The organism is Pseudoxanthomonas mexicana (assembly GCF_010093385.1).
Lineage (GTDB): Bacteria > Pseudomonadota > Gammaproteobacteria > Xanthomonadales > Xanthomonadaceae > Pseudoxanthomonas_A > Pseudoxanthomonas_A mexicana.
The window spans coordinates 18,376-34,328 of record NZ_PDWV01000003.1 but is presented as its reverse complement, the minus strand read 5'-3'; the positions used below and the strand labels follow the sequence as shown (position 1 = coordinate 34,328).

Below are 15,953 nucleotides of genomic sequence, written 5' to 3'. Positions count from 1 at the left end.
ATTTTAAATCGCGGCGGCGAGTTTGAAGATGGGCAGGTACATGCCGACCACCATCGCACCGACCACGCCGCCGATGAAGATCATGATCATCGGTTCGATGAGACTGGACAGCGCATCCACCGCGTTGTTGACCTCTTCTTCGTAGTACTCGGCTACCTTGAACAACATGGCGTCCAGCGCGCCGGCCTCTTCGCCGATAGCGGTCATCTGGATGACCATGTGCGGGAACAGATTGACCTGCTTCATCGACATGTTCAGCGGATAGCCCACTGCCACGTCGTCACGCACACGGTATACGGCCTTCTCGTAGACGGTGTTGCCGGTGGCACCGGCCACCGTGTCCAGCGCCTCCACCAGCGGCACGCCGGCCTTGAAGGTCACCGCCAGTGTCCGGGAAAAACGGGCAATGGAGGAGTTGTGCATGATCTGGCCGACCACCGGGATCTTCAGCACCGCCCGGTCCAGAAAGTGCTGGAGGGCGACTGACCGCTTCTTGAAGAATAGGAAGCCAAAAACGACCGCAAACAAGGTGCCGAATACCGCCCACCAGTACGACACCATGAATCGGGACGCCGCCACGATCAGTTTGGTGAATGCAGGCAGATCGGCGCCAAACTGCTTGAACACCCCTTCGAACTGCGGCACCACGAAGATCAGCAGGATGGCACTGACCAAGATGGCGACGGCGATCACGACGGCGGGGTAAAACAGCGCCTTCTTGATCTTGCCCTTGAGGGTCTCGATGTTTTCCTTGTAGCTGGCGATGGTGTCCAGCACGGTTTCCAGCACGCCCGCGCTCTCGCCGGCGCGGACCAGATTGCGGTACAGCTCGTCAAACTGGACTGGATGTTTGCCAATGGCCTCCGACAGCGACGAGCCACTCTCGATGTCGTAGCGGATCTCCTCCACCAACTTCTTCATCCGGACGTTCTTCTGTCCGCCCTCGATGATCTCCAGGGACGTCACGATCGGCACGCCGGACTTCATCATCGTCGCCAGCTGGCGACTGAAGAAGGCGATTTCCTTCGGTGTGATGGTTTTGCCCGCCGAGCCGAACAGCGGCTTCGGCTTTACCTTGACCACAGTGGGCGTGATGCCCTGCTTGCGCAGTTCCGCGCGCAGGAAGTTGGCGTTCTTGGACGACTGCTCGCCCTTCATCTTGACGCCGCGCTTGTCGGTGCCTTCCCAGACGAACAGGTTCAGCGGGTTCTCGCGGACGGGCGCGGGCGCTTTCTTGACGGCGGAACGAGTGACGGCCATTCGGTTTTCCCCTGTCCGGCTTTCCCCACCCGGACTGTCTCCACCCATGGTAGCCGGTTATGGCGTGGAGGGAAGCACCCCGCCTGTGACGGGGGCCGGGTTTCGGTGATATGCACAAGGCGGAGGCGCGCCGGCCGCACCACCCTGGACGGATCGAGGCGCCCGATACCGCTCATGGCGTGGGCGCCCCAATGGCGGCGCGACCGTCCGGAGGACGCCGGCCTCAGTCCTTGGTGACGCGGTTGATCTCGGCCAGGCTGGTGACGCCGTTGCGGACCTTCATCAGTGCGGACTGGCGCAGGTCGCGGATGCCGGCCTTCTGGGCGACGGCGGCGATCTGCATGGCGTTGCCACCTTCCAGCACGATGGCCTGGATCTCATCCGACATCGGCATGACCTGGTAGATGCCGGTCCGGCCCTTGTAGCCCTCGGTGCACTCGTCGCAGCCGACCGCGTCGTACAGGGTGAAGCCGGCGTCGATCTCGGCCTCGGTGAAGCCTTCGGCCAGCAGGGCGGGCTTGGGCAGTTCGACCGGTTTCTTGCACTTGGGGCACAGCCGCCGCGCCAGGCGCTGGGCGATCACCAGGGTCACCGAGCTGGTGATGTTGTACGGGGCGATGCCCATGTTCATCAGACGCGCGATGGTCTGCGGGGCGTCGTTGGTGTGCAGGGTGGACAGCACCATGTGGCCGGTCTGGGCGGCCTTGATGGCGATCTCGGCGGTTTCCAGGTCGCGGATTTCGCCGACCATGATGATGTCCGGGTCCTGGCGCAGGAAGCTGCGCAGGGCCGCGGCGAAGGTCATGCCGCGCTTGGTGTTCTGCTGCACCTGGTTCACGCCGGGCAGGCGGATTTCCACCGGGTCCTCGACAGTGGAGATGTTGCGGACCTCGTCGTTCAGGATGCCCAGCGCCGTGTACAGCGACACGGTCTTGCCCGAGCCGGTGGGGCCGGTGACCAGCACCATGCCGTAGGGCTTCTGGATGGCCTCTTCGAACAGCTTCTGCTGGTCCGGCTCGTAACCCAGCTTGTCGATGCCCAGCTTGGCGGCGCTGCCGTCCAGGATGCGCAGCACGATCTTCTCGCCGAACAGCGTGGGCAGGGTGCTGACACGGAAGTCGATCTGCTTGGTCTTGGACAGGTTCAGCTTGATGCGGCCGTCCTGCGGCACGCGCTTCTCGGCGATGTCCAGCTGCGACATCACCTTCAGGCGCGCGGCGATGCGCGAGCTCAGCTTCACCGGCGCCTTGGCCACCTGCTTGAGGATGCCGTCGATGCGCAGGCGTACGCGGTAGTCGGTCTCGTAGGGTTCGAAGTGGATGTCCGACGCGCCGCGCTTGATGGCGTCCACCAGCACCTTGTTGACGAACTTGACCACCGGGGTGTCGTCGCCCTTGGCGTCGACGGCGCTGTCGCTGCCGGCACCCATGTCGTCGTCGGTGCCCACCTCCAGGTTGTCCAGGCCCTCGTCGTCGTCGCCGCCGAAGCTGCCAGACAGGTTGCTGGCGGCGTTGAGCCACTGGTCCAGGGTGCGACGCAGCTGGTCCTCGTCGACCAGCACGGGTTCCACCACCAGGTTGGTGTGGAACTGGATCTCCGTCAGGGCCGCGGTCTGGGTGGGATTGCTGGTGCCGACGAACAGCTTGCCGCCGCGCTTGAACAGCGGCAGCACCTGGTGCTTCTGGATCAGCTCCTCGCTGACCAGCTTGACGGCGTGATGGGCGGGGTCGAACGCGGTGACATCGATCAGTGGCATGCCGAATTCGATGGCGTTGGCGGCGGCCAGGTGGGCCGGGGCCACCAGCCGCTTCTCCGCCACCCACTGCGCCAATGGCACCTTGGCCTCGGAGGCGTTGGCCATCGCGCTGCGGGCGGTGGCTTCGTCCATCGCGCCGTCCTGGACCAGGCGGCGGGCTATTCCGGTGATGCCGACGAGATTGGGGGTGGGGGAGGTGACGGCGTTCATGGGAGTGTCCGTGCAACGGGGGTACGGCCCACAGTGCAGCAAGATCCGGGCCATGAGTGACTTTACTTCAAGGTCGAGGACCGGAGCGAGGGGTGGGTCGGTTCCAGAGCGTGCGTAGGTCACAAGCTGACGCAGCGCGGCACGCTACATGCGAGCTTGGGCAGCCCCGCGCGGCGGATGCAGTAAGCTGAGTAGGGGCAACAGCGCGGGGTGTCGATGAAGGTCAGTGTGGTTCTGCCGGCGAAGAACGAGGCGGGCGGCTTGCCGCGTACGCTCGAGGGGGTGCGATCGGTCATGCCCGGGGTCGAGCTGATCGTGGTCGACGACGGCTCAAGCGACGACACGCCTGGGCTGGCCGCTGCTCTCGGTGCCCGCGTTATCCGCTCGCCGTACTCGATGGGTAACGGCGCAGCGATCAAGCGTGGCGCCCGTGCGGCGACGGGGGACGTGATCGTGTTCATGGACGCTGATGGCCAGCACGATGCGTCCTGCATCCCTCGTCTTCTGCAGAAGCTGGATGAGGGCTACGACATGGTCGTGGGCGCACGTGACTGGGGCGGACAGGCGGGCGTGAGCCGCGGCTTGGCCAACACCTTCTACAACTGGTTGGCCTCGCGGATGACCGGCTTTGCGGTGAAGGACCTTACCTCGGGTTTCCGTGCGGTACGGGCGGACAAGTTCAAGGAGTTCCTGCATTTGCTACCCAACGGATTCTCCTACCCCACGACGAGCACGATGGCGTTCTTCCGCAGTGCCTATCCCGTGGCCTATATCCCCATTCCGGTGGCGAAGCGCATTGGTCGCAGCCACATCCGGCCCCTTCGGGACGGGGTGCGATTCCTGTTGATTATCTTCAAGATCGCTACCTTGTACTCTCCGCTCAAGCTGTTTGCACCGGCATCCGTCTCATTCTTCTTGATTGGGCTGGGCTACTACGCTTGGACTTACGTAACGCAGGGTCGCTTCACCAACATGAGCGTGTTGCTGTTCAGTGCGGCAGTGATTATTTTTTTGATTGGACTGGTATCGGAGCAAATCACCAGTCTCACTTACAAGCGTGATGCCTGAGGTGCAAGTTCTCGTTTTCGTAGTCGGCACAAGGGCTCAGCTCATCAAGGTTGCGCCCGTAATACTGGAATGCGAGTCGCGCGCCTGCGAGGTTAAGCTGTTGATGACCGGTCAGCATAAGGAAACCATGGATGACCTGGTCGCCGAGTTCGGTATACGAGCATCTCCTGACTTCGCAATGTCATCGACCGAGCGCGATTCCATCTGGGGCCTGATGGCGTGGTTGCCAGGTGCGTTCCTGGGTGTTCGTAAGTTTCTGCGGCGCTGGAACAAACGTGGCTCCAATGTTTTTGTGCTCGTGCATGGCGACACGCTGTCCACGCTTGTTGGTGCGGCGGCTGCACGGTCCGTAGGTGCGCGCGTCGTCCATCTGGAAAGCGGCTTGACGTCTGGAAAGGTGCTGGATCCGTTTCCTGAAGAGATCTGCAGGCGGCTCGTTTTTCGCATGACGGACATGGCGATGTGTCCAAGCGAGTCGGCAATGCAGCACATGGCGCGATACCGGAAAGTTGAATGCATCGATACGCAAGGAAATACCATTCTCGACGCAGTGCGCTGCGCCTTGAAGGCTTTGCCCATTCCTGCGAAAGCTTCTTACGCAGTGGTCTCCCTCCATCGTTTCCAGAATCTTTACGATATAGGTCGACTGACGGCGCTCGTTGAGACGGTGGTGTCTGTTGCGGAGGTTATGGAGGTCCATTTCGTGCTCCATCCGGCGACACGTAAGCGGTTGTCGCAACTCTCCTTGATGCAGTGTCTCGATCAAGCGCCGAACGTCATCCTGCACCCTCGGATGGGGTACGTGGCGTTCCTGAGTCTCGCCGCAGCATCGGATTGTGTGTTGACCGATGGCGGGTCCAATCAGGAGGAGTTGGCTGCGCTAGGAGTGCCCACCATCATCATGCGGCCTCGCACGGAGCGTGCCGACGGCCTGGGTGCCAATGCCATCATGGAGGCGGACGTCCATGAGGGGGTGGCCGCGTTCGTGCGCGACGGCAAGCATCGGGCGCTTCGGAGGAATTGCATGCCGCTGCGTGCTGACGGGCCATCCAGGCGCATCGTGGACAGCGTGCTGGCGCACGCGTCATGAAGCGTGATCCGCAAGGCGCGGATTCAAGAAATCGAGCGCCGCGAAAGTGGTGGCGCTACGCGCTGACCGCCATATTCTGGCTTGGTTTAGCTAGTTGCATATGGGTGCTCGCGGAGAATTGGCAGGCTTCCGCAGATGCACTGCATCGGATTCCGGAAGCGCTCTGGCTGGTCTTGCTCGTATTGCTCGGATGCTTCTGGTATTCCTCGATCGCCGTCTGGCGGTCTGCCGTGCAAGCACATGGTATTCCCAGGCCTGGTTTTGCGGACGCAGCCTCGCATCTGGCCTTACTCTTGCTTGGCAAGTATCTGCCGGGCGGGGTTTGGGGGTTCTTGGCGCGGCACGCTTCGTTGCGGGCCCATGGTGCGCAGGCGCTGGTAGCAGGACTGTTTGAGCAGTACTTGGGTGTGGTCACGCTCTTCGTTTTGGCCGCCGTGCTTTACGTTGCTGTGGAGGTGCATGCCACGGCGATGCTATTCGTCCCGGTGATCCCGTTCGTGACGGGCTTCGGCTGGCGCATCCTCATTGGTACGGCTAACGCCATACATGCCCGACTCCTTGCCAAATTGGCTCTCCTGCGCGAGGCGCCAGTGCTTACGCCATCCGCTGCCTTCCATGCAGGGGCGCTGTCGGTCGTCATGCAATTGGCTCAGTTGGCATTTATTGCGGCTTTCGCGCACTGGGGTCTCCAGCTTCCTTGGCTGCCTTCCATCGCGATTGCGGCCGTGTACGGCATCGCGATTGTGGTGGGTATCCTGTCCATCCTGGTTCCCGGCGGCATCGGGGTGCGGGAGGCGACATTCCTGCTGTTGTGCGGAGGTCAGTTTAAAGGCGCCGATGCGATCGCTTTTCTTGCCGCACTCAGGCTGGTGTTCACGGTGTTTGATGGCGCGACGGGTGTCGTCGCTTATGCCGCCAGGTTGAGGGGCGCGCTGACGCGTTAGGGTCGATCTTGCGGGTGTGCGTTTGAGTCCACTTGATCCATCAGCCCGCGCAGGATCTCTCGTCCGGTTCGATCATCCGCTGGAATCTGACGATCCAGTCGAGTGGCGATGTCGCGGGCGCGATCGGCATTGCCGGCGTTGAGCTCCAGCTGGGCAAGAAACGCTCCAATCGGAGCGTCCTCGCGCGTGCCGGTATATGCGAGCCGGGCAGCGTCGAGTGCCTTGCTGGCCTCACCGCTTGCCGCGTAAAGCTGCGCTTCCTTGAACCGCAGGCGGCGAATGTTGAAATGGGTGTCCGGCACCGAGCTGCTGGACGTTACGCGATGAAGTGCGTCGGCCATGTCCAGGGGTGACAGGCCCGCGCAGGGTGTGCTGGAAACCCCATTGACCAGGGATTCCATGGCCAGCAGGAGATCCGCTTCGATCTCCGATGCGGTTCCACCAAAGGCAAGCGACTTGCTGGATGGCTGCGCCGGTTTGCCCGCCGAGCAGTCGATCAACAATTGCCAGACTCCGGCTAGCCTGCGTGTACTTTCCTGCGGGGATACGGCCAAGGCGTTCATTTGCTCCCTGGCGCCTTCCAGGTCGGGCGGGTTCCGCCGCATGAGTTCTTGTGCCACGTCGGAGCGCAACCACCGCGAGCCGGGATGATGCTCCAGGCCTTGTGCGAGTAGCGTCTGCTCGGACTGCCAGACCATCGCGCGGGCATACGTGGCCGCGGCGAGTACCAGTAACAAGGCAGCGATTGCCGCAGTGAACAAGCGGCGTGGGTGGTGCATGTGCGATGCGACCTGCTGGGCTCCCAATACGGCAACACTGGCGATGGCCCACAGCGCGCCCACGGAAGGCAGGTAGGCGCGATGTTCGAAGTACATCAGGAGTGGGAATACGCTCGATTCGAGCGCCTGTGCCAGCAGATAGATGCCCAAGCCGAGTCCGACGCCGGGGGCGCGTAGTCGCAGCCGCCATGCGGCTGCCAGCGCGATCAACCAGCCCAGCCAGGCCAGCAGCGTGGTCGCGGGAGACAGCCATCCGCGGGACACGATGTAATCGTCGTGGTACAGGCCCAGCCGGGGGCCGTACGGCAGCAGCAGGGCGCCGATGTAATCCCACAGCCCCCGCCCCTGCGTCATCAGCCGCTCGGCCAGCGTGAAGGGGCGGTTGGCGTACTCGGCCACGATGAGGGGCGACTGCGTCAGGGTGAGGGCCAAGGCAAGTCCAGCGGGTGCGACCAGTGCTGCGAAGATGAATGCCCGGGACAGTCGATGCCGCGACGCGCCCGCAACGGGCGCGAAGACCCAGAATTCGATCAGCGCGCACAAGGCAGGGGCCAGTACGCCGTTCTCTTTGGAAAAGGATGCCAGCAGCGTGCAGATTACGGCGGCGCCGAGCAGGGCGATGGCGCGCCCGCGTCGCCGCGCCTGCAGGCTCTGGCGCGCCATGACGTACAAGATGAGCGTAGCCAGCGTGAACAGTGCCGACAGCATGGCCATGCGCTGGATGACATAGAGCGTGGTGCTCACCTGGAGCGGGTGGAGCAGCCAGATGCCCGCAACGACGCACGGCATCCATCTACGAACGACGTCCTGTGCGCCCTGGACAGGGGCCTGCGCGCGCACGATGCGTGTCAGAAGCAGGTAGACCAGTACCCCGTTGATAAGGTGAATGAACAAATTGCCGAGCTTCAGGCCCCAGATTGCCGGCCCCAGCAATTGCACGTTAAGTACCAGGCTGGCCATCGATACCTGGCGGCCGAGCAAGCCGGCCCCGTTATCCACAATCACGCGCCAGGCGCTGATATTGCCTGCTAGCCACTCCTGCAAGGGGGTGAGGTTCTGATGATCGTCAAAAACAAGCGGCCCATTTAGGCCATGCGCGTAGACGCCAACGGTAGTCAGAGCAATCAACAGTAGCAGTAGGCTGGGTCTGGTCAAGGCGAGTTCCCGTAACAAAGAAGGCCTCGGGGTTAGCCGAGGCCTTCTTTGTGATCAGACTAGAGATTAGCGGCACTTCGAAGGACGATACTTCGTTTCGATCGTGCCGGTGTTGCAAGCCCAAGTCAGCTGCCCGGGGTTCGACGCGGTTGCAGTCGGGGTGAGGATCAGCGTGCCATTACCGCCCGTGGCGCCGGTGTTCTGAGTGGTCACGGTGATCGCGCCGGTGCCCGGAGTAATGGCGATGGTGCTTACATAGCTTGTCGCACCCGGGAACGCATAACCGGTGTTCGTCGCGGTGATGCCAGCGAGAGAGCCGACGGAGGAGACCGTCTCAGCCACGGCCAGCTTGGCCGGAGCGGCCATGGTCATGGCTTCCGAGACCTTGGCGCGGACGGTGTAATCCTGATAGGCCGGAATGGCGATGGCCAGCAGGATGCCCAGGATGGCGATGACGATCATCAGTTCGATCAGGGTGAAGCCCTGCATGTTCTTCTTCATAACAATTCCCCTTTCAGGATGTGGCTTGGATGGTAGGGACACACATGCCCCGTGTCCCTAGCGTGGACCGTGGGCGCCGCGTTGACGGCTGCACGTGGCCAGGTAGTGGAGCAGGATGTGTGCCAACTTTCAGTGCCCTCGACGGTTCCCCCAAACCTTCCCCGGAATGGAACCCAGACGCCGAAGTCGGGGGCGACTATCGCATCATTCGAAGACGTTGTGTATCGGGAAAGGCGGCCATTCCGGGGCGCGATCACAGATTCGGCAACACGTCCGCAGCCGCCGGTTCCGTCAAAGGGCTGACGCGGAAACGGCAATGTGACGTCAAGCGTCACATTGTGACGCGGAAGGGCGAATTGGCTTCGCGGAGCGAGGGCGGGGAGGGTTTTCAGAAGTTTCCTTCAAGGCCGCTGAAAACCAGCGGCGACGGATCTTCGACGCGGGCAGGCGTGCCCTTGCCTACTCCATCCCCAGCTTCTTCAGCTTGTAGCGCAACGCGCGAAAGGTGATGCCCAGCTGGGCCGCCGCCTTGGTCTTGTTCCAGCGGTTCTCTTCCAGGGCCTTCTGGATGGCTGCGCGCTCCAACTGCTCGATGTAGTCGGGCAGGGCGCCCGCGGCCGGGTCCACGTCGACAGCGCCGGGCGCGTCGCGCACCACTTCGCCGGGGCTGAAGTCGCCGCCGAACTTCCTGCCGGCCGGGGCCTGGGGCAGGTACAGATCGTCGATCTCGATGCTGTGGCCCTCGGACATGGCCAGCGCGCGTTCCAGGATGTTCTCCAGCTCGCGCACATTGCCCGGGAACGGATAGCGCCCCAGCGCCTCCATCGCTTCCGGCGACACCGACGGCGCCATCCGCCCGTGCTGGGCCGCCAGGCGATCCAGGATGGCGCTGGTCAGCTGCGCCAGATCGCCCGTGCGCTCGCGCAGCGGCGGCACGCGCAGCTCGATGACGTTGATGCGGTAGTACAGGTCATGGCGGAAACGGCCATCGGCCGCCAGCTCGCCCAGGTCCTTGTGCGTGGCCGAGAGGATGCGCACGTCCACCTGCACCTCGCCGGAGGCGCCGACCGGACGCACCGCCTTCTCCTGGATGGCGCGCAGCAGCTTCACCTGCATGGGCAGCGGCAACTCGGCCACCTCGTCCAGGAACAGCGTGCCACCGTTGGCCGCCTGGAACAGGCCCTGCTTGTCGGCATGCGCGCCTGTGAAGCTGCCCTTCTTGTGGCCGAAGAACTCGCTTTCCATCAGCTCGGCCGGAATGGCGCCGCAGTTGACCGGTACGAAGGGACCGGACGCGCGCGCGCCCTGTTCGTGGATGGTGCGGGCCACCAGCTCCTTGCCGGTGCCGGACTCGCCCATGATGTAGACCGGCGCCTGGCTGCGGGCCACCTTGGCAATGGTTTCGCGCAGCGCGTCCATCGCCGCCGAACTGCCCAGCAGACGGCTGGCCTGCTCCGGGGGCGGCGGGGGTGGCGGTGCGCGGTCGGCGTTGTTCAGTTCCAGCGCATGCTTCACCAGACCACGCAGTACGGCCAGGTCCACCGGCTTGCTGACGAAATCGAAGGCGCCGGCCTTCAGCGCCTCCACGGCCAGCTCGATGTTGCCGAAGGCGGTGATCATCGCCACCGGCGTATTCGGATAGTTGCGCGAGATCTCGCCGACCAGGTCGATGCCGTTGCCGTCGGGCAGGCGCATGTCGGTGAAGCAGAGATCGTAGGTGTTGCGGGCCAGCAGTTCGCGGGCTTCGCCCACGTTGGCGGCGGTGTCGATGCGCAGGCCCATGCGGCCCAGCGTCAGTGTCAGCAGTTCTCGGATGTCGCGTTCGTCGTCGACGATCAGGGCGCTACGGCTTTGATTCATGCATTCCCCCTCATGCCCCTGTGCCGGCAGTGTACCGAGTGAATGTGAAACATGGTAGGCGAGGCCCCGACAGGACGCCCGCGACCCGAGAGGTGCCCTTGTAGGAGCGGGCCATGCCCGCGATGCTTTTGATTGTTGGGGCCATCCGGGAAAGCATCGCGGGCATGGCCCGCTCCTACAGAAGGGGCTATGCCGGCAGCAGGGCGCTCGGTCCGGGCAGGGTGATACGGAAGCAGCTGCCGCCGCCGGGGACCGGCACGTACTCCAGCGTGGCCTGATTGGCGCGGCACAGCTCGCGGGCGATGTACAGGCCCAGTCCGGTGCCGTGTTCGGAGGTGGTGAAGAACGGCCGGAACAGCTGCGCGGCCACCGCCTCGGGAATGCCGGGGCCCCGGTCCATCACGTCGAGGGTGGGTCGCCCCTCGGCATTGAACACGCGCACGCGGATGCGCGCGGATTCGCCCGGCAGGCGGCCGTAGTTCAACGCGTTCTGCACCAGCACCGTCACGACCTGCTGCAGGTGTCGCGGATCCACCAGGGCCGGTACCGGTTTGGCGCCGATGATGGGTTCCAGCGTGTCGGTCTCGATGGACAGCGTCTGCTGGTATTCGTCGACGAAGCGGCGCGCGAAGGTGTTGAGGTCCACGTGCTCGGGCGTGGCGCGTTCGCGCCGGGCCAGCCCCAGCACGCTCTCGACGATGCCGTTGGTGCGCTGGCACTGCTGGTGGATGATCTGCAGCAGCCGGCGGTCGCCATCGGTGATCTGCTGGGATTCCTCCAGCAGCTGCACGGCATAGTTGATCGCCGCCAGCGGGTTGCGGATCTCGTGCGCCAGGCTGGCCGAAAACCGGCCCAGGGCGGCCAGGGTCAGCGACTCCGCGCGCCGCGACACCACGGTAGCGTCGTCCAGGAAGATCAGCGAGGTCTCGCTGTCGGCCAGCAGGCGGGCGAAGCGCGGCTGGACTTCGGGCTGCTCGGGCGACAGCTGCAGCGGGGTCTCGTCGGTCTGCCAGCCGTTGCGCCAGCGTTGCAGGCGGCGGGCCAGTTCGGGCGCCGCATGCAGCAGCGACGCGCCCTTGCCATCGGCGCCCTGGCCATCCGCGCCGTCGCCCAGCAGCAGGCTGGCGGCCTCGTTGGCCAGCTTGATGTGGTTGTCGGCATCCACCACCAGCACGCCGGTACGCATGCGGCGGATGATCAGTTCGTTGACCTCGAACAGGTTGGCGACTTCCTCCCCGCGCTTGTCCGCCAGCGCCTGGCTGGCCCGCGCCTTCAGGCCGGCCTGATGGGCCAGATAGGCCAGTGCCAGGTAGCTGACCGCGAACATGATGACTTCGGCCACCGAACGGCTGGCCCGGTCGTGGAAGGTGGTGAAGAAGTACTCGCCGAACAGCGCCACGATGGCCAGCAGCGCCACCGCGAGCGCCATCCGTGTGGAGGGCAGCAGCAGTGCGGCAGCCGAGACGTTGAACAGCAGCATCATCGCGATGCCGGCCGTGGCACCGGGCACGGCGTGTGTGGCGAGGGCGGCCGCGACCACGTCGATGCACACGCTGGCGAAGACGATCCAGGTGAGCCAGCGCCCGCTGCGGCCGAGGAAGAACAGCCCCAGGGCCAAGCTAAGGTAGCCGAGGGTGACCGCCGTACCCAGCTCGGGGTGCCGGGGCTGGCCCAGCACCTCGCCCAGCGGGCTGAACATCAGCGCCGCCAGGATGCCGGCTTCCAGCAGGCGGTACAGCGCGAAGAAATACAGTTCGCGGCGCGGCACCGATTCGATGCGGGACAGGAGCGACTGGGCCTGACGCAAACGCTTATTTCCCCGTAAGCGAGGCCGACAGTATAGGCATGTCACACTCTGTCCGGGCCAGCCAGGCCTTTTACACCAAAGACTTAGGCCCCGGGTTTTGCGCCCCCCGGCCGGGTCGGCGACAATAGGGGGCTCGCCCAGCCGCCGCCTCCGTGGCCCCGGTCCGGGCGGTGTCTTCTGTTCCCTACCCACGGTGACGCATGAATTTCCACGAATATCAGGCCAAGCAGCTGCTGGCCGAGTACGGCATCCCGGTCCCGGCCGGCAAAGTCGCCGCCACGGCGGACGAAGCGGTCGCGGCCGCGCAGTCCCTCGGCAACGGCCCCTGGATGGTCAAGGCCCAGATCCATGCGGGCGGCCGCGGCAAGGCCGGCGGCGTCAAGTTCTGCAAGACCGTCGATGACGTGAAGGCGGCCGCCGGCAAGATGCTGGGCACCAAGATGGCCACCTACCAGACCGCCGGCGTCGAGCTGCCGGTCAACCTGGTGCTGGTGACCACCGCCGGCGAGATCGTCAAGGAGCTGTACCTGTCGGTGCTGGTCGACCGTGGCACCCGCACCATCACCTACATCGCCTCGTCCGAAGGCGGCGTGGAGATCGAGCAGGTCGCGGCCGAAACGCCGGACAAGATCCATACGCTCAACGTCGACTTCGTCGAAGGCGTACAGCCGTACCAGGGCCGGGAGTTCGGCTTCAAGATGGGCCTGACCGCCAAGCAGGCCGGCCAGTTCGCCAACATCATGGTCAACCTGTACCGCATCTTCAACGAGAAGGACCTGGCGCTGGTCGAGATCAACCCGCTGGCGATCCTGGACGACGGCAACCTGTACGCGCTGGACGGCAAGTTCAACAGCGACGACAACGCCAGCTTCCGCCACAAGGACCTGGTCGCCATGCGCGACAAGAGCCAGGAAGACGAGACCGAAGTGCTGGCCTCGGAGATGGACATCAACTACGTGACCATGGACGGCAACATCGGCTGCATGGTCAACGGCGCCGGCCTGGCCATGGCCACCATGGACGTCATCAAGCTCAACGGCGGTGAGCCGGCGAACTTCCTGGACGTGGGCGGCGGCGCCAACAAGCAGCGCGTGATCGAAGCCTTCAAGCTCATCCTGTCCTCGGACAAGGTGGAGGGCATCTTCGTGAACATTTTCGGCGGCATCGTCCGCTGCGACATGATCGCCGAGGGCATCATCGCCGCGGTGAAGGAAGTGGGCGTCAAGGGGCCCGTGGTCGTTCGCCTGGAAGGCACCAACGTGGAAGAAGGCAAGCAGCTGCTGCGCGACAGCGGCATGGCCATCATCCCGGCCGACAACATCAACGACGGCGCCAAGAAGGTCGTTGAAGCGGTCAAGGCCGCTGCCTGATCCCACGCGTGTCGTAGGGCGGGCCCCGGCCCGCCATCGACCGATCCAGACATCAAGACGGCGGGCCAGGGCCCGCCCTACAGGAAGACAGATTCCATGAGCGTTCTGATCAACAAGAACACGAAGGTGATCGTGCAGGGCTTCACCGGCCAGCAGGGCACCTTCCATGCCACCCAGATGATCGAGTACGGCCCCCAGGTGGTCGGCGGCGTGCCCCCGGGCAAGGGTGGCACGACCCACATCGACCTGCCGGTGTTCGACACCGTCGCCGATGCGGTCAAGAGCACCGGCGCCGATGCGTCCGTCATCTACGTGCCGCCGCCGTTCGCGGCCGATGCCATCCTCGAAGCGGCCGCGGCCGGCATCAAGGTCATCGTCTGCATCACCGAGGGCATCCCGGTGCTGGACATGCTGCGCGTCAAGAACGTGCTGACCCGCACCCATCCGGACACCGTGCTGGTCGGGCCGAACTGCCCCGGCGTGATCACCCCGGGCGAGTGCAAGATCGGCATCATGCCGGGCCACATCCACATGCCGGGCAAGATCGGCATCGTGTCGCGCTCCGGCACCCTGACCTATGAAGCGGTCAAGCAGACCACCGAAGTGGGCCTGGGCCAGTCGACCTGCATCGGCATCGGCGGCGACCCGATCAACGGCCTGAACTTCGTCGACTGCCTGAAGCTGTTCAACGAAGACCCGCAGACCGAAGGCATCATCATGGTCGGCGAGATCGGCGGCGACGCCGAGGAAGCCGGCGCCGAGTACATCAAGCAGTACATCAAGAAGCCGGTCGTCGGCTTCATCGCCGGCGCCTCGGCTCCGGCCGGCAAGCGCATGGGCCACGCCGGTGCGATCGCCTCGGGCGGCAAGGGCACGGCCGAAGGCAAGTTCGCGGCGATGGAAGCCGCGGGCGTCACCACGGTGCGTTCGCCGGGTGACCTGGGTGCGGCGATTGCGGCGCGCTTGAAGAAGTAAGGCCAGCCGTCACCGGCCGCGTGGAAAGCCGCCCCCGGGCGGCTTTCTGCGTTTTGGGGGAGGGACGTCTAAACCTTTGCTCCCGCGGCAGCATCGTAGTCAGTATGCTGAATGCCACCGTTATGGAACCGATCGCCGACAGCACCTCCCCGGATGCGGCCGCCGCCGTGGACAGCGCGTTGGCGCGATCCGCCGCCGGCGGCGACATGCAGGCCTTCGAGGCGCTCTACCGTCGCCACGCCGGCCGCGTGCATGGCGTCATCCAGCGCCTGGTGGGCTTCCATGGAGTGCGTGCCGAAGACCTCACCCAGGAAGCGTTCGTGCGGGCCTGGCAGGCGCTGCCGGCCTTCCGGTTCGAGAGCGCCTTCGGCACCTGGCTGCACCGGCTGGCGGTGAACACCGCGCTGATGGAGCTGCGCAGCCGACGCAACGGCCCCCGCTTCGACGAAGACGAGGATGCCATCGAAGGGCTGGGCCTGGCCGACAGCGCGGGGCACAGCACCGCCCTGTCGATGGACCTGGAGCGGGCGGTCGCCACCCTGCCGCCGCGCGCCCGGGCCGTGCTGGTGCTGTACGACGTCGAGGGCTGGAAGCACGAAGAGATCGCCGCCGAGCTGGGCATGGCGGTAGGCAGTTCGAAAGCCCAGTTGCACCGCGCGCGGCACCTGCTGCGCGAGCGTCTAGGAGTACATGCATGACCTCCCACGATCCCATTTCCCCGCCCGACGAGGCCCTGCGCTGGCCGCTGCGCGCGCTGCGCCAGGACATGCCGCCGACGCGCGACCTGTGGCCCGGCATCGCCGCGCGGCTGGCGACATCGCCCCGGCATCAGGCGCCCATGCGCCCGCGCCGGCCCTGGACGCCATTCGCGCTGGCCGCTTCGGTACTGCTGGCCGTCACCGTCACCTGGCAGTTGCAACAGGCGCCGACCGGCGATCCGCTGATCCAGCGCGAAGCCGCCGCGCTGACGCGTGACTACGCCGGCGCGCTGGCGCAGCTCGACCGCCAGGTGGCCGCGCCGCCGGAGATCGCGCCGGCCCTGCATACGCTGGACGAAAGCGCCGCGCAGATCCGCCGCGCCATCGCCACCGAGCCCAATGCGCACTTCCTGCTGGACCAGTTGCGCCGAACCTACGCCCGTCGCCTGGAATTGACCCAGCGCGCGGCCATGACCTGAG

13 protein-coding genes are annotated in these 15,953 nt (G+C 64.9%); 7 read left to right on the top strand and 6 right to left on the bottom strand.

The genetic code is table 11. From position 1 onward, the window contains the following. Nucleotides 1–3: 3 nt before the first annotated feature. Both CSC76_RS01925 and pilB read right to left on the bottom strand, forming a co-directional pair. Nucleotides 4–1,260: a type II secretion system F family protein gene (locus tag CSC76_RS01925; RefSeq protein WP_162108463.1), complete on the bottom strand. Its 1,257-nt coding sequence runs from the start codon at nucleotides 1,258–1,260 to the stop codon at nucleotides 4–6. A gap of 223 nt (nucleotides 1,261–1,483) precedes the next feature. Next, nucleotides 1,484–3,226, bottom strand: a complete 1,743-nt coding sequence (pilB, locus tag CSC76_RS01920) for a type IV-A pilus assembly ATPase PilB (RefSeq protein WP_162108377.1) — start codon at nucleotides 3,224–3,226, stop codon at nucleotides 1,484–1,486. A gap of 216 nt (nucleotides 3,227–3,442) precedes the next feature. On the opposite strand from pilB, the gene CSC76_RS01915 reads away from it, so the two are divergent. The 3 genes from CSC76_RS01915 to CSC76_RS01905 are packed head-to-tail and all read left to right on the top strand — an operon-like array spanning nucleotide 3,443 to nucleotide 6,328. Beyond that, entirely contained in the window at nucleotides 3,443–4,294 is an 852-nt protein-coding gene (locus CSC76_RS01915) for a glycosyltransferase family 2 protein (protein WP_162108376.1), read from the top strand. Next, entirely contained in the window at nucleotides 4,287–5,384 is a 1,098-nt protein-coding gene (locus tag CSC76_RS01910; protein WP_274382081.1) for a UDP-N-acetylglucosamine 2-epimerase, read from the top strand. The genes CSC76_RS01915 and CSC76_RS01910 overlap by 8 nt, the downstream gene beginning before the upstream one ends. Then, nucleotides 5,381–6,328 carry a lysylphosphatidylglycerol synthase domain-containing protein gene (locus CSC76_RS01905; protein ID WP_162108374.1) on the top strand — a complete coding sequence of 316 codons (948 nt, stop codon included), beginning with the start codon at nucleotides 5,381–5,383 and terminating at the stop codon, nucleotides 6,326–6,328. Before CSC76_RS01910 ends, CSC76_RS01905 begins: the two co-directional genes overlap by 4 nt. On the opposite strand, the gene CSC76_RS01900 is transcribed toward CSC76_RS01905, so the two are convergent. The 4 genes from CSC76_RS01900 to CSC76_RS01885 form a co-directional block, all read right to left on the bottom strand. Next, complete coding sequence (locus CSC76_RS01900; protein ID WP_162108373.1) at nucleotides 6,325–8,262, bottom strand: hypothetical protein; 1,938 nt, start codon at nucleotides 8,260–8,262, stop codon at nucleotides 6,325–6,327. The genes CSC76_RS01905 and CSC76_RS01900 overlap by 4 nt on opposite strands. 66 nt (nucleotides 8,263–8,328) lie before the next feature. Next, nucleotides 8,329–8,763, bottom strand: a complete 435-nt coding sequence (locus CSC76_RS01895) for a pilin (protein WP_162108372.1) — start codon at nucleotides 8,761–8,763, stop codon at nucleotides 8,329–8,331. 459 nt (nucleotides 8,764–9,222) lie between these two features. After that, a complete protein-coding gene (locus CSC76_RS01890) occupies nucleotides 9,223–10,623 on the bottom strand; it encodes a sigma-54-dependent transcriptional regulator (RefSeq protein ID WP_162108371.1) in 1,401 nt (466 codons plus the stop codon). Nucleotides 10,624–10,810: 187 nt separating this feature from the next. Further along, the gene (locus CSC76_RS01885) at nucleotides 10,811–12,430 is read right to left on the bottom strand and encodes a sensor histidine kinase (protein ID WP_162108370.1); all 1,620 of its coding nucleotides are present in this window, start codon (nucleotides 12,428–12,430) and stop codon (nucleotides 10,811–10,813) included. A 200-nt stretch (nucleotides 12,431–12,630) separates the two neighbouring features. On the opposite strand from CSC76_RS01885, the gene sucC reads away from it, so the two are divergent. The 4 genes from sucC to CSC76_RS01865 all read left to right on the top strand — a co-directional run bounded on the left by sucC (nucleotide 12,631) and on the right by CSC76_RS01865 (nucleotide 15,952). Beyond that, nucleotides 12,631–13,800 (top strand): ADP-forming succinate--CoA ligase subunit beta, encoded by a 1,170-nt coding sequence (sucC, locus tag CSC76_RS01880; RefSeq protein ID WP_162108369.1) that lies wholly within the window; start codon nucleotides 12,631–12,633, stop codon nucleotides 13,798–13,800. Between the two features lie 96 nt (nucleotides 13,801–13,896). Beyond that, nucleotides 13,897–14,775 (top strand): succinate--CoA ligase subunit alpha, encoded by an 879-nt coding sequence (gene sucD / locus CSC76_RS01875; protein ID WP_162108368.1) that lies wholly within the window; start codon nucleotides 13,897–13,899, stop codon nucleotides 14,773–14,775. Between the two features lie 122 nt (nucleotides 14,776–14,897). Further along, on the top strand, nucleotides 14,898–15,473 hold the full coding sequence (locus CSC76_RS01870) for an RNA polymerase sigma factor (protein WP_238394843.1): 576 nt from the start codon (nucleotides 14,898–14,900) through the stop codon (nucleotides 15,471–15,473). Continuing rightward, complete coding sequence (locus CSC76_RS01865) at nucleotides 15,470–15,952, top strand: hypothetical protein (RefSeq protein WP_162108366.1); 483 nt, start codon at nucleotides 15,470–15,472, stop codon at nucleotides 15,950–15,952. Before CSC76_RS01870 ends, CSC76_RS01865 begins: the two co-directional genes overlap by 4 nt. The last annotated feature ends 1 nt before the right edge of the window (nucleotide 15,953 follow it).

Bases quoted from the DNA above. Each gene is read 5' to 3' on its own strand.
- CSC76_RS01915 (WP_162108376.1), top strand. From the start codon at position 3,443: ATGAAGGTCAGTGTGGTTCTGCCGGCGAAGAACGAGGCGGGCGGCTTG.
- CSC76_RS01925 (WP_162108463.1), bottom strand. From the start codon at position 1,260: ATGGCCGTCACTCGTTCCGCCGTCAAGAAAGCGCCCGCGCCCGTCCGC.
- CSC76_RS01890 (WP_162108371.1), bottom strand. From the start codon at position 10,623: ATGAATCAAAGCCGTAGCGCCCTGATCGTCGACGACGAACGCGACATC.
- CSC76_RS01895 (WP_162108372.1), bottom strand. From the start codon at position 8,763: ATGAAGAAGAACATGCAGGGCTTCACCCTGATCGAACTGATGATCGTC.
- CSC76_RS01865 (WP_162108366.1), top strand. From the start codon at position 15,470: ATGACCTCCCACGATCCCATTTCCCCGCCCGACGAGGCCCTGCGCTGG.
- sucC (WP_162108369.1), top strand. From the start codon at position 12,631: ATGAATTTCCACGAATATCAGGCCAAGCAGCTGCTGGCCGAGTACGGC.
- CSC76_RS01870 (WP_238394843.1), top strand. From the start codon at position 14,898: ATGGAACCGATCGCCGACAGCACCTCCCCGGATGCGGCCGCCGCCGTG.
- CSC76_RS01910 (WP_274382081.1), top strand. From the start codon at position 4,287: ATGCCTGAGGTGCAAGTTCTCGTTTTCGTAGTCGGCACAAGGGCTCAG.
- CSC76_RS01905 (WP_162108374.1), top strand. From the start codon at position 5,381: ATGAAGCGTGATCCGCAAGGCGCGGATTCAAGAAATCGAGCGCCGCGA.
- sucD (WP_162108368.1), top strand. From the start codon at position 13,897: ATGAGCGTTCTGATCAACAAGAACACGAAGGTGATCGTGCAGGGCTTC.
- pilB (WP_162108377.1), bottom strand. From the start codon at position 3,226: ATGAACGCCGTCACCTCCCCCACCCCCAATCTCGTCGGCATCACCGGA.